Below are 13,549 nucleotides of genomic sequence, written 5' to 3'. Positions count from 1 at the left end.
ACGTAGACAACCTGGGGGTCGGCCTGCTGGATGACGATGGTTTGCTGCTCCACCACCACCTTCTGCTCTTTGGTCGTCTTCAGGTTTCCCGCCGTCTGGGCCTTTCTGCGCAGATCCTGGATGGTGTCCATCACGTCCTTGGGCTGCGCCAGGTAGGCGTCGCCCACGCTGGTGGTCAGGTCCAGTTTCTGACTCATGGCCGACAGTACTGAGGGGAAGTTCACCAGTGATTTAACGCTCGGATCCCAGCTCTGCTTTTCCAGGGCCTTGGCCAGGGCATCCCCCTTCAGGTTCTTGTTCTGCTGTACCCATCGATCGGCCTGGACCACCTCAAGAGGATAGGTCGAGGCCATCAGTATCTGCGCGATCAGGTCATCTGGGTACAGGGCGATCGGGGCCAATAGCTGTGCCAGCTCCTCCTGCGACAGTGTCTTCGGCGCGGCGCCACCCTCCTGCTGCCCCATGCAGTAGAGGGGCAGGGAAAGTACCACGGCGATGAAGAGAACCACGGTGCGGATCCAGAATGATTTCCCTTTCATACAAGCTCCTTCGTGGGTGCCGAAAATGGCGACGACCGGAAAATCCGCCTCGTTACCCTGACGCGATGCGGGTTTGGTGACGCGACCTTTGCCTGCCGGCTGATCCGGATTGACTCTTGGTGACTCTGGTCCCATGCAGGCCGAAGCCCGCCATCGAGACCCTTTGATGAAGATGAAGTCGCTATTCAGATCATGAGGGTATGTTAAACGTTCCAAGGGTAACAGAAACCACGCCGGAGGCAAGCGGGGGACGAATCCGGCAGGTGAGCGGCCTGTTCATCAGAAATTTTCTGCCACCTTTCAGCACTGCCGTTTCATTGGATCGCAGGAAGTGGAACACCTGGAAAGAATCAAGCTATCTGTATGGTAAAATTTGCTGAATTGCCCGGTTCGCCGACCTGGCATACGGCGCTGACAACCCGCCATGCAGGAGGGGAAATGGCACGATGGTTCGAAAGATGCGGGGAACTATTCGCGCGATTCTGCCTGCTGGCGATGGCGGCGTGGGCCACTGCGGCCATCTTCTATTCGAATCTGCCGGCTTTGCTGCGACCGTGGATCGCCGGCGCCTTTGCCCTGGGCAGTGTGGTCGCACTCGTTGCCAAGTGGCGCGAACGCCGGGCGCGGCTGGGATTCCTAGCGGCGTTCGCCATCGTGCTGGTCTGGTGGCTGCTCATGCCGCCATCCAACAGCGGGAATTGGCAGCCGGACGTGGCCCTCCTCCCGTGGGCGGAGTTGCGGGGGGACAAGGTGACCATCCACAACATCCGCAACTGCGACTACCGCAGCGAAACCGACTACACCGTCCGCCACTATGACAGGACCTTCGACCTGTCAAAACTGGGCGGCGTCGACCTTTCCCTGATCTACTGGGGCTCCCCGATGATCGCCCACACCATGCTCAGTTTCGACTTCGGCGGTGACGGTATCGTCTGCTTCTCCGTCGAGACCCGCAAGAAAGTGGGCCAGGCATACTCCACCGTCAAGGGATTCTTCCGCCAGTACGAGCTTACCTACGTGGTGGCGGACGAACGTGACCTGATCGGGCTGAGGACCAACTACCGGGGGGAACAGGTCTATCTCTATCGCCTCAAGGCCCCGAAGGAACTCATCCGAAAGGTTTTTCTGGATTACCTGCGGGAGGTGAATTCGTTAAAGGAGCGCCCCCAATGGTACAACGCCCTCACCAGCAACTGCACTACCAACATCCGCCGCCACGTGGCCCCGTTCAATCCTGGTGCGCGCTTCGACTGGAGGATCATCGTTAACGGCTTCATCGACGAAATGCTCTACGAGAGGAAAGCGATCGATACCAGCCTGCCGTTCGCAGAGCTGAAAAAACGCAGTCTCATCAACGAACGGGCGAAAAAGGCTGACAACTCCCCCGCCTTCTCGCAACTGATCCGGGTCGGTCTGCCCCGGTAAGGAGCCAACGCCATGATGCCAAAGACGATTGCCTGTCGTGCGACTGCCCTGCTGCTCTTTTGCTGGCTGCTGCTGACCGGGTGCCGTACCCCGGTAGGGGTCAACACTGTATCGCCGCACGACGCTTATCAGAATGTCACCGCCTCCCCTTTGAACCAGGGAGTACTCACCGAGCAGGCGAAGTACGTGCTGCTGCGGAACGATCTGCAGCACAAATTCGAGAAGGACCCGGCTGCCGCCATCGCCGATCTGCATGAAAAGGCGCTCCACGACGAGCGTCGGGATATCCTCTACGCCCTTGGGGAGCTTTCCTACCTCTACGGCAGTCAACTGGCAGGCAGTTCGGACCTCGTGGATCAGGGGCTTGCGCCCGACTATTTTCTCCTCTCCGCGCTCTATGCCTACTACTTCTTCCTCGATGAACGGCCAGATCCCCGTCCGACCGCGCTCGATCGTCGTGCCCGCGTCGCCCTGGACCTCTACAGCTTCGGGTTATGGCAAGGGCTCGCAACAGGCGAGGACGGCGAGCTGGAACTCGGGGGAGGGACGCGTAAACTTCCGGTGGGGCAGCTGACGATCGCCTTGGATACTGCACGGTTTCCCTGGAAGCTGGAGGATTTCGACAAATTCGAGCCGGCAGGCAAATACGAGGTCCGCGGCGTTTCCGTTATCAACCGGACTCCCGGTATCGGCCTGCCGCTATTGGGGGTGAAAAAGGAGACTGCTGAAGGGAGACAGGTGCTGCCGGTGACCGCACTCCTGAGGATACACGGGAACTTTGCCTCTCTTAGCGCCGGTACGGATACCGCGTCACTGGAACTCTACTCTGCCCAGGACATCACCACGGTACAGATCAACGACCGTGACTTGCCGCTGGAAACCGATACCACCACCCCGATGGCTTACAAGCTCGAAGGCGCGGCAATCTGGAGCCTGGGATTGAGTGCCTTTAGGGGAAGGCAGATCAGTACTCTTCCCAATGGCCTTTATCTGCAGCAGCCCTATCGGCCCGGAAGGATTCCGGTCGTCTTCGTGCACGGCACGGCAAGCAGTCCGGTCTGGTGGATGGAGATGTTCAATACCCTCACTTTCGATCCGCTGATCCGGCAGAAATACCAGTTCTGGTACTTCGTCTACACGAGCAGCGAGCCGGTTCTCATGTCCGCCGCGAACCTGCGGGACGCACTGCGAGACAAATTGGCCACCCTCGACCCGCAGGGGAAAGACCCGGCTCTCCAGCAGATGGTGGTGGTCGGCCACAGTCAGGGTGGACTTCTGACCAAGCTTTGCGCCGTCGATGCCGGTGACAGGCTCGTGCTGACCCTGACCGGGAAGGATATCGATGCCTTGAAGATGTCCGAAGAGAAAAAGGCCCTGGTACGTCATCTGCTGTATATCAAGCCGCTTCCCTTCGTAAAGGAGGTTGTCTTCCTCAGTACGCCTCACCGGGGGAGCTTCCGCAGCAAACGGTGGGTCAGGGACCTGGTCAAGGCGATTGTCAACCTTCCGGCAACGGTGGTCCAGACGACCAGGGGGTATTACGATTATTTCACCGACGACGTCAAAAAGCTGGCGGGGGGGAGAAAATCGATTGTTACCAGCGCCGATAGCCAGTCCCCGGACAATCCCGTGCTCAAGACCCTTGTGGAAATTCCTCTCGCACCGGGGGTGAAGGGGCATTCCATCATCGCGGTTAAAGGGGATGGGGACCCGAAGCTTGGCGACGACGGAGTGGTCAGCTACAGCAGTGCGCACCTGGACGGGATGGCGTCGGAATTGATCGTCCACGGCGATCACTCCAGCCAGCTAAACCCCGTTGCCATCGAAGAGGTGCGGCGGATCCTGCTGGAGCATTTGCGAGCTTCCTATCCGGATGTCGTGGATCAGAAATAACCAGGCAATGAGTTTGGGCTCTGATTTATCATGGCCTTTAAAAAGGAGAATCCTCTATGAAGAAAATCTTGTCTGCATTACTGATGCTGTTCATTTTCAGCGGAGCAGCAATCGCTGGCGGAGGACTCGACAGCTTCCTTAGGAACCTTAACATTCAGGCACAGGCCGACCTGAACGGCTTTTCCGCCAAGCTCAGCGCCCAGTTCGGGGTCCCGGAGGTGCAGGTCCGCGCGGTAATCGGGACCGTGAGGGAACCTGCCGACGCCTTCATGTGCTTGCAACTCGGGCAGTGGACACAGAAACCGACAGACCAGGTCATAAAGGTCTATAAGAGCAACCAGGGCAAAGGGTGGGGAGTAATCGCGAAAAGTATGGGAATAAAACCCGGCTCTGCTGAATTCCATGCTCTGAAGAGCGGAGACCTGGTGTTTGACGGCCAGCCGGCTGCTGGGCAGGGCGAAAGACCGGGCAAGGGAAAAGGCAGGGGGAAAGGCCATAACAAGTGGAACTGATCAGTCTGTAATCGATCGGGGGATCGTGGTAGAGTGCAACGCTTGCCAAGGTTGAAGTCGCGGGTTCGAATCCCGTTACCCGCTCCAAACGAACACAAAGGGTCAGCTCAAAACGCTGGCCCTTTTTTACTGCCTGCTTCATCCATTTCCGTAACCTGCACTCCCCCCTGGTTGATTCCTCTCCTCTGCCTTTCCCGATTTGACAACTGGTTCCTTATGGTTAAAATGGTCGAATATTTAACCAACACAGCTATTTAGGAGGTGGAAGATGTCGCTAATCACATCCGATCCGTTCGACCATAGCTACGAGGAACAGCCCGTTAACGACTTTATCGTCACCCTGAAGTATATTACCGAGAAGCAGAAGAACCACGTTGCCTTTCAAGGCGAGTTACCTGAGTACGTGTCACGAACGGACAAGTTGACCCAGTTGAGCCAGTCTCTCGAAGGCGCCCGTGATGCGGCTTTCGGCCACGATTCGGCGACCCTTGCGGAACAGGACGCCCTCATGGCGGCAGGTAAAAAGGCTCTCAAGTTCAACGCCCATCACGTTGTGCTGCTTTCGCAGCACCGCAACGATCCGAGCATCCTGCACGACGCTGGCTACAATTTCAAGCAACATACCCCGGGGAAAGCGAAGGTGACCCTCCTGGACCTGATGCCGGAGGTTTCAGTGAAACACGGCTCAGTGCCGGAGTCAGTCATGGTCATCGTCAAACGGGCGAAAAGCAAAGCCAGCATAGAGTTGCAGATGACGGAGAACCCCAAGGATGAGCAATCGTGGAGGGGTAGCGGTGAAGGGACGTACAGCAGGTCCCGTATAGAGCTTCGGGGGCTTGAGGCGGCGAAGAAGATGTACTTCAGGGCCAGGTATCACGAGGATGGCGCCACCGGTCGATGGTCTTCCATTGTCAGCATCATCGTTCTTGACCAGTGATGAAATGGAAACCCTAAGGCGGCTGGTGACAAGCCCCAGCCGCCTCTTCCGTTGTCAAGATCAGATAGAAGGTCCTTTCTCCTATGTCACAACCACTCCCCTTAGCGCCCCCTCTGCTTTTCAAGAAAACAGGACCACTTTCCGGTAAATGAGGACCCTTTTTGCGAAAAGCGGTTCCACTTTTTTCTTAATGCCGCCTCGCTTGGCAGGAATCTTCTCCCATATACCGCACAAGCTCGCCAGTTATTGCCCTAACTGTTCCCTTTCCATTCTAATCTGGTCCGATTTCGCCAGGCTCGAGACCTGTTTTCTTCAGATCGTCCACTTTTCCCAAATCGGCCTGCCTATCATGATGACAAAAATCCCGTTTTTTCATAAAGCCGCTGCCCATTCTTGATGATCGAGTCGTCTTTCTGCGGGATCCGGGCCACGTTTAACATAATCCGGACCAATTCCGGCACATCCAGGCCAGTTTCGGCTGGAACCGGACCAGATTAAGCTGGAACCGGACCAGATTAGGCTGGAACCGGACCAGTTTCGTCGAAACCTTGATCTGTTATTGGCAGGGCCTCTCATTTCCGCTTGGCCATTACTCTTCATGGCCCTGACCTCGAAACTCCGTGCGGGCCTTGCTGCCGATGAAAGAAGTCGCAGGGTGTCCTGGCCGAGCACAGCCTCGATGGCTTCGATCACCGTTTCCAGATCTGGCTTTTGGCGAAGGTCCTCCTCGACTCCTTCGAGGATGTTAAACACGAAGTATTCGTCACCCAGCAGCCTGTTGTCGAGGTTCTTTCCGCCGTGAAAGCTCTTGTTGCGTTCCTGGCTGATCATCGAATCCACGAAGTCACCGAACAGTGCTCGTGCCCTTCTGCGGTCGGATGAAGAGAAGGTGGAGAGGATTGGCGATCATTGCCTTGGAGGATGCCACATGATAAACGGCCCCGGTATGTGAATGCGTTCCTTTCGGGATATGGCGCAATCACACCCCAGTTGTCAATTTATCAATGCCTGGAACCATAGTGTTCGTTCTCCGCCCTTTCCGCCAATAACTCAAGAATCTCAAGCACGTCCCCTCCGCGCCCCCCTAACCGCTGCAGCCGACGGCAATGCTTTCAGTCCAACAATTCTCCCGTAGGCCTTTGCCACGCAGCAGGGCTTCCTGGACCCATTCGCGATGATGATCCGCGAAGTCCTCGCAATCGGGAAAACCGCAAAACTCGCGTAGCCCCTTCTGGTCGATAACGCCATAACGCTGAGGCGGGTTCTGGATTTCGTTGTACCCGCTGATTCCGCCGTCCGCGCATTTATCCCTGCTCTGAATACCATGAACCACCACTTTCGGGCTCCCCCCCTCCCACCTCCCCGTCTGTCCCTATCGCAACCGGAGAAGCTGTCGGTAAAGATCTTACCGCAGCCGGGGGGGGGTACCTCGACGAAATCGGCCACGACGCAGCGCAACCAGGCGCCCCCGAGGCGGAAACAATAACATTAAAGACCTGATCCGTTCAGCCGATACCAGCGTGTATCACCCGACGATTTCGATACCGTCACATCTTGAACAAAGACATCGTGTTGTCCCGCCGTTGTTAGGAGCTGCAATGACCATCAAGTCCAAACTTATGCTGAACGCCTGTATCGTCATTTTTGCGGTGGGGGCGGTTTCCGTTACCAGTTTCGTGAGTATGCAGTCCATCAAGGGGAAGCTTGCGTACCTGACGGAAAAGAGCACCCCTTTCCAGATGCGAACCGTGGAATTCCAACGGTCACTCCAAGGGGCGACTGCCGACCTGATAAAGGTGGTTGCCGCCCGTAGCGAGCCGGAATTTGCCGCGGCTAAGCAGGAAGCGGAAAATTCGCTGGACGAGGCAAGGAAGAGCCAGGAGCGGCTGGAGGAAATCTCCGGCGAGAAACTGCAGTCCTCCGGCGATCTGAACGACATCGCCAGAGAACTGTTCTCCACGATGACCGCAAGACTCAGGTCGGAAAAGGAGTCGACGCAGGCCAATGTGCTCATCGTCCAAGGGGCCCGTGAGGCAAATGCCAGGATCCGGGAGCTGGAAGACAAGGTCAAGGCACTGCAGCAGAACAGTTCGGCGGCCTACGCCGGCGCCAACGAGGAGGCGGACAAGACCGCGAAGAAACTCGCAAGCATCGAGACCCTCAAGGGATCCCTGAAAGATATCCAGTACATCCTCATCGACATGCAGCGCCTGCAGAATAAGAAGCAGGTGCAGGAGCGCTATGCGACCGCCATCAGGAAAATCCAGCAAAACGGCAACGTCAGGAATAACAAGCAGATCGGAGGGGGGGTGGCGGCCTTCCATGCCAAGGTGGAGGAACTGATCAAGGTCCAGGCGGAAGGAGGCGATGGCCACCGCCTCGAAACCCTCTTTAAGGAAGCAAACGACGCCCTCGGGAATGTCGGGGAAACCATCGAGGACGAGGTGGACAAATCGCAGTTGGTCAGCGCCGCCATTGCAGCGAAGCTGCCGCGGTACGTGAGCAAGGCCAACATTGCCGTCAGCGTGCTGTCGAACAACTCAGACCTGGTATCCCTGGGCAAGTCCCTGGAGGGGCTCTCGGCGCGGCTGTTTCTTGCGACCACCGAGAAGGAACTCGACGGGGTCGCCGCCGAAATCAACGAACAGTACGGGAAAATAACCGCCGTCGAAAAATCGGTGGCGACCCTGCTGAAAGGCGCCGGTGCAGAGTCGGAACTGAAAATACTGAGAGACGCCGCGGGTTCGCTACGCAGCATCAGGGATACGGTTTTTGCGAAGGAAGGGGTCCTTGCCAAACTGCACCAGAAAATGCAACTGCAGGCTCAGGCGGAAGGCGGTGCGGCAAGGCTGCGTGACATCGTCGCCAGGCAGTCGGTTAAGGGTAAGGAAACGGTTTCGGTGGCTCAAGGTGAACAGGAGAAGGCCATAGGCACCGTCAACCGGACCATCCGCTTCAGCATGACCCTCATTCTTTCCATGGCCATTTGCTCGGCGATTTTCGGCAATCTCATAGGCATGTGGATTTTCCGGAGCATTTCCCGCCCCATGGACCAGTTGATTGCCGCAGCGGAACAGGTGGCGGACGGAAACCTGGCCATCAGCCTCGCTGCGGGCAGCAGGGATGAGGTCGGGCAGGTCCAGACCTCGATGGCGAAGATGGTAGGAAGTATCAGGGATATCGTCGGCAGGATCGGACTGGCAACCAATTCTCTGGCGAGCAGATCAGAGGAGATGGCCGCCACGGCAGGGGTCCTGGAAAACGGCGCGTCGCGCCAGGTGAGCGGGGCAGAGGATTCGGCGGCGGCCATGACCCAGATGTCGGCCACCACTGTGAACATAGCGCAAAACAGCGCCAGAACCGCAGAAGCAGCAGACAGCATGAAAGAGATCGCGGAGCAAGGAAAACGGTCGATGCAGACCACGGTGCAGGATCTTCACGGTTTCGTGGAAACGTTCACGGCAACGGCGGCAAAGGTGAACCAATTGGGAGACCAGTCGGCGCAGATCAACGATATTGTCACCCTCATCCGGGATATCGCCGACCAGACCAACCTGCTGGCGCTGAATGCCGCCATCGAAGCAGCCCGGGCGGGCGATCAAGGGAGGGGATTTGCCATCGTTGCCGACAGCGTGAGGGGACTCGCCGAGCGGACCTCCCATGCCACGGCGGATATTTCCCGCACGGTGAAGGAAATGCAGGAAAGCGTATCCCAAGCCGCAGGACAGATGCACCGCGAGCAGCGGTCAGTCAGCACGATTCTCACCCGAGTCAACACCGACTTGGAAGCCATCGGCCACATCGCACAGTTCGTGGAGCGTGTCACCGACATGGTCCGCCACATCGCGGTCGCGACCGAGGAGCAGTCCGCAACGAGCAGCGAAGTCTCCCGTCACGTCGAGGAGATCGCCCTTCTCACCCGAGAGATGAGCGGTTCGTGTCGCGGCATCCGGGAATCCTCCGACGGGCTTTCCCTGTTGGCCTCCGACCTCAACGGCATGGTCGGGTGGTTCAGGGTGTGAAACGAGCGAAAGGACCGGATCCCCGCCAAAGTCGGAAACATGAGCCCGGGCACGATCAACGAGATGAATCTTTTGCCCGACGTTAGCAACAAAACGAAAGCGAAAAGGAAATTGACATGAACAAGATGTTGGAAAAGTGTTTGTCAGGGGCAATACTGCTGGCTCTTGCCGCGCCTGCCGGTGCCTTTGCTGATGAACAGGCGCTGCAGCTGAAGGTCGACGAACTGACCAAGAAGGTCGAAAAGCTCGAGGATAAAACCCTCAGCAAATGGCTCACCATCGGCGGAGACTTCCGATTTCGCCTGGACAGCCTGAGAGGAGAAACCAAGGCCTACACAGACGTCAACAAGACCTTTACCTTTGCCCAGGATCAGATGAATGCCGGGTTCCTCAACAACCCCGTGGCCTTCGGCCCCCAGGTCGCCGCGTTCCAGGCCTTCGCAAATCAGATGAAGCACACCACCACCTTCTCGGGGGCGCAGGCGTTCCTGCAACAGCCGTCAACCCAGGCAATGCTCGGACCGCAGGGGCTGCAGGCTTTCGCCCAGCAGGTACCCGCCTACAAGCCGAACAACGACACCCTCTACACCAACCGCCTCGGCCTCGATCTGCACGCCAGGGCGACCAAGGACGTGACAGTCAACGTGCGTCTTGTTGCCTACAAGACCTTCGGTTCACAGGACGATTCCGCGGTCACCAACAGCGGCAACACACCGTTCTTCGCGGACAGGGTCGGGGCCTTCGACGGGACCCTGGGCCACATCCCGACTTCCAGCCTTTTGGACGTGGACCGCGCCTATGCCACCTGGTCCAATATCGCGGACCAGCCGGTCTGGTTCTCGGTCGGACGCCGCCCCTCCACGGGTGGAGCACCCTCTAACCTGCGCCTCAACAACGAGCGCCCCGGCAACGGCGGGACCCCCGCGCTTCTGGTGGACTACGCCTTTGACGGCATGACCCTCGGCTGGGCTCCCGACATCGATGCACTCCCGGGCGCCTACGCCAAGGTCTGCTACGGTCGCGGCTTCGAAAGCGGCTTCGAGACACCGAGCAACTCCCTAAACGACACGGACATGCTCGGCATCGCCGTCATCCCGATCGACACCGACCCGCTGCGTGTCTGGCTGCAGTGGAACCGCGGCTTCAACATCTTCGACTTCCCGACCATGAAGGGGACCGCCTTCGGCGATACCGCCCCGTCAGTCCAGTTGGGCGACATCGACTGGTACGGCGCAGGCGCCATGAGTACCATCAAAAACGTCGGCCCGGGTACACTGAACTTCTTCGGGGATGTCGGTATGAGCGTCACACACCCGAACCAAAAAGTCTCGGCAAACGCCGGCTTCGAGGGGCTCATGACCGGCCAATTCTTCAACCCGGAGGCCCCGACCAGCAAGACCGGCTATGCAGGTTACATAGGTGCCCGTTACGACTACGCGCCGACCACAACAAAGCTCGGCCTGGAATACAACCACGGCTCCAAGAACTGGATCACCTTCGCACCAGCAGCCGATGACATGTGGACCTCCAAGCTCGGGACTCGCGGCAACGTTTACGAAGCATACCTGATCCAGGATTTGAACCTGAAGCCGATCTCATCCTACCTCTCCAAGGCGTTCATCAGGGTCGGCTACCAGTATTACGACTTCGAATACACCGGGAGCAACAACTGGGTGGGTGCGCCGGTGAAGATCGCCGACGTGAAAGCGACCGACATGATGCTCCTCACCCCGCTGAAAGAAGCCCAGGACATCTACGCCACCTTCGAGGTCAAGTTCTAACGGTAAGGGGGAGGGGCTGCGTGCCCCTCTCCGCCCTTCAGGACCCCCGACGGTCCGAAAAAAACAGGAGAAGACAAATGAAAAAAACCGTATTTTTCGCGGCAGTACTGGCAATCGTAGCGGCTTCACTTTTCGGGTTCAGCCCTGCCGCGCAGGCGGACGAGATCAAGTTCGTCGGCGTGATCGCCAAGATCGAGATCGCCGGCAAGGACGCGAAGAGCGCGACCGCCTCGCTCAAGGACAATAAGACCGGGGAGATCATCGTCATCACGGTGAACGACGACCTCACCTTGGACAAATTCAAGGATCACCGGATCGTCGAGGGGGACGAGATCCGCTGCAAGTACGAGGTGACCGACGGCAAGAATCTATCCAAGCTGTTCCGTAAGACTGCAGGATGCTAGTCGGGGCGTTTTTACCGTTACGAAAGGGAAACCTGCCTTTTGGGCGGGGAACCGCCCAGATATCGAGAGGTATTACATGAAATCAGTTCGCCTTCTTTCCGCACTCCTCGGTGTCGCCGTGGTGGCAACGACGTCGATCGCAAGAGAGCACCCGGGTAAAGGGTCACTAGAGAAAAGCGGCTACCATGGGCCCGAAAGCTGCGAGGTGTGCCATCCCGGAACCGCGTCGGCGTTTCTCGATACGGTGCATTGGAAACACGCCTCCAGGGTCACCAACGTCGAGGGGGTGGACCCAAGCCAAGAGTACGGCATGAAGAACCGCAACTACGTCATGTGCAACGGCAACGACATCGTGAACAACCTGAAGGAGATTCCGAAGAACCCGGAGACTGGAAAGACCAAGTTCAGCGGCTGCAACTCCTGCCACCCGGGTAACCACTTGAGCGACGTCGGCAGCACCGGTGCGGAGGCCGAAAAGGCGATCGACTGTCTGGTCTGTCACTCAAGCGATTACGACTTCGGTAAGCGCAAGGCGTTCAAGGACGACAAAGGGCGCGTCGTCATGGGGCAGGACCGCAGCACCAAGGCGGCGCTCGCCATCAGTAAACCGATGGTGAAGAACTGCATGGTCTGCCATGAGGCGGCAGGTGGCGGGCCCCTCATCAAGCGCGGCTTCACCTTTACCAAGGACACCGACGTCCATGCCGCCAAAGGCATGGTCTGTGTCGACTGTCACCAGACGAAAAAGCACCGGATGCCGACCGGACTGGACCCGAACAACTGGGCAAGCGACGGTCTCCTGATATCCTGCGCGGACAGTGCATGCCACGGCCTCAAACCGCACAAGGATGCCGATCTGAACCGCCACACGGCACGCATCGCCTGCCAGACCTGCCACATCCCCCGCACCGGCGGGGCGTTTGCCAAGGACTTCACGGTCTGGGAGCAGAGCGAGAACAAATTCTTTGAGCCGACCACGCTCAAGAAAGAGGCGAACGAGACGACTCCCGTCTACGCTTGGTACAACGGAACGGTACAGAATACCCCGCACTTCATAGGTCCCAAGGGAAGCAAAAATGACCTAAAGAGCAAGATAACCCCCTTCAAGATCTTCCAGGGCAAGGCCTACTACGACAAAGAGAACGGCCAGCTCCTTTCCATGGATTTCGCCCCGCCGATGTCCACCGGCGACACTCGAGCCGGCGTTGCATCCGCCGCTCGTACCCTTAAGATGAAAGATCCGGAGACCGTGGCCAAAAACGCCGTTGCCGGTTGGCAGACCATCTACTTCGGGAGCAACCACCTGGTGACAAAAACCAAGGCATTCAATTGCGCCAACTGTCACGCACCAAACGGCGTACTGAATCTCAAAGATTTGGGGTATAGCGTGGAAGACATCCTGAAACTCACCAGCCCGGAGCTCTATATGAAGAAACTTGCGGATAGACAGAAGGAAGAATGGTAGGAAAAAATAGATGCCGTTACGCCAGCCATGGCGCCGTAGAGCCATGGCTGGGTCCGGAGAAGCTACGTACCGGACCGACTCCGGCGAATTCCGGTCTCTTGCCGGCAGGTATCCCCTGACAGAGGACTCACCACCCCATCGCCCGGCAGACGGGAACCTCGTTCCCAAGCTCCGGCTTGGGAACGGGATGACCCCGCGAAGCTCCAGCTTCGCTACCGCTGCCCCCTTCCCGACTTCCCTCGAGGTTTCGGGTCGGACCAAACCAACCCCTCGATTTTGCTTACATAATCATCCCAGAAATAACCATTTTCAGGGCTTAGAGTGGTGTTTTTGACCTCAAAAACGGCATTGTAAGGCGCAGGCTCCTCTCTGAGTACGCATCGGCAAAGGTCTTCCCGTTCGATTCTTCGTCCAGCCGCCTTTACACCTAGTCTGGCCTTGATGTCTTCCACATAACCGCTGCAGCCGACGGCTGATCCGCGAAGTCCTCGCAATCGGGAAAACCGCAAAACTCGCGTAGCCCCTTCTGGTCGATAACGCCATAAGGGGTGCTACGGAGGGTCAGGTCTGG

Annotated in this window: 10 protein-coding genes; 8 read left to right on the top strand and 2 right to left on the bottom strand. The window is 57.9% G+C overall.

Going from position 1 to position 13,549, the window contains the following annotated elements; all coding sequences use genetic code 11:
• A partial coding sequence (locus AC11W3_RS08675; RefSeq protein WP_484092843.1) for a DUF3300 domain-containing protein occupies positions 1-539 on the bottom strand: 539 nt, incomplete at its 3' end.
• A gap of 438 nt (positions 540-977) precedes the next feature.
• On the opposite strand from AC11W3_RS08675, the gene AC11W3_RS08670 reads away from it, so the two are divergent.
• The 4 genes from AC11W3_RS08670 to AC11W3_RS08655 all read left to right on the top strand — a co-directional run bounded on the left by AC11W3_RS08670 (position 978) and on the right by AC11W3_RS08655 (position 5,306).
• On the top strand, positions 978-1,964 hold the full coding sequence (locus AC11W3_RS08670; RefSeq protein WP_484092842.1) for an Lnb N-terminal periplasmic domain-containing protein: 987 nt from the start codon (positions 978-980) through the stop codon (positions 1,962-1,964).
• A gap of 12 nt (positions 1,965-1,976) precedes the next feature.
• Positions 1,977-3,857, top strand: coding sequence for an esterase/lipase family protein (locus AC11W3_RS08665; RefSeq protein ID WP_484088897.1), 1,881 nt, complete (start codon positions 1,977-1,979; stop codon positions 3,855-3,857).
• Positions 3,858-3,913: 56 nt separating this feature from the next.
• Complete coding sequence (locus AC11W3_RS08660) at positions 3,914-4,369, top strand: hypothetical protein (RefSeq protein WP_484088896.1); 456 nt, start codon at positions 3,914-3,916, stop codon at positions 4,367-4,369.
• Positions 4,370-4,637: 268 nt separating this feature from the next.
• Positions 4,638-5,306, top strand: coding sequence for a hypothetical protein (locus AC11W3_RS08655; protein ID WP_484088895.1), 669 nt, complete (start codon positions 4,638-4,640; stop codon positions 5,304-5,306).
• A 372-nt stretch (positions 5,307-5,678) separates the two neighbouring features.
• Here the strand turns inward: AC11W3_RS08655 and AC11W3_RS08650 are convergent, their stop codons facing one another.
• Positions 5,679-6,146 (bottom strand): hypothetical protein, encoded by a 468-nt coding sequence (locus AC11W3_RS08650; RefSeq protein ID WP_484088894.1) that lies wholly within the window; start codon positions 6,144-6,146, stop codon positions 5,679-5,681.
• A 758-nt stretch (positions 6,147-6,904) separates the two neighbouring features.
• Here AC11W3_RS08650 and AC11W3_RS08645 point away from each other — a divergent pair.
• The 4 genes from AC11W3_RS08645 to AC11W3_RS08630 all read left to right on the top strand — a co-directional run bounded on the left by AC11W3_RS08645 (position 6,905) and on the right by AC11W3_RS08630 (position 12,978).
• Entirely contained in the window at positions 6,905-9,328 is a 2,424-nt protein-coding gene (locus AC11W3_RS08645; RefSeq protein ID WP_484092841.1) for a methyl-accepting chemotaxis protein, read from the top strand.
• 116 nt (positions 9,329-9,444) lie between these two features.
• The gene (locus AC11W3_RS08640; protein ID WP_484092840.1) at positions 9,445-11,109 is read left to right on the top strand and encodes a DUF3373 domain-containing protein; all 1,665 of its coding nucleotides are present in this window, start codon (positions 9,445-9,447) and stop codon (positions 11,107-11,109) included.
• Between the two features lie 77 nt (positions 11,110-11,186).
• Positions 11,187-11,513 (top strand): hypothetical protein, encoded by a 327-nt coding sequence (locus AC11W3_RS08635; protein WP_484092839.1) that lies wholly within the window; start codon positions 11,187-11,189, stop codon positions 11,511-11,513.
• Positions 11,514-11,589: 76 nt separating this feature from the next.
• Positions 11,590-12,978 (top strand): cytochrome C, encoded by a 1,389-nt coding sequence (locus AC11W3_RS08630; RefSeq protein ID WP_484092838.1) that lies wholly within the window; start codon positions 11,590-11,592, stop codon positions 12,976-12,978.
• Positions 12,979-13,549: the final 571 nt, after the last annotated feature.

Source organism: Geomonas sp., assembly GCF_056994735.1.
This window is presented reverse-complemented; position numbering and strand designations above follow the sequence as displayed.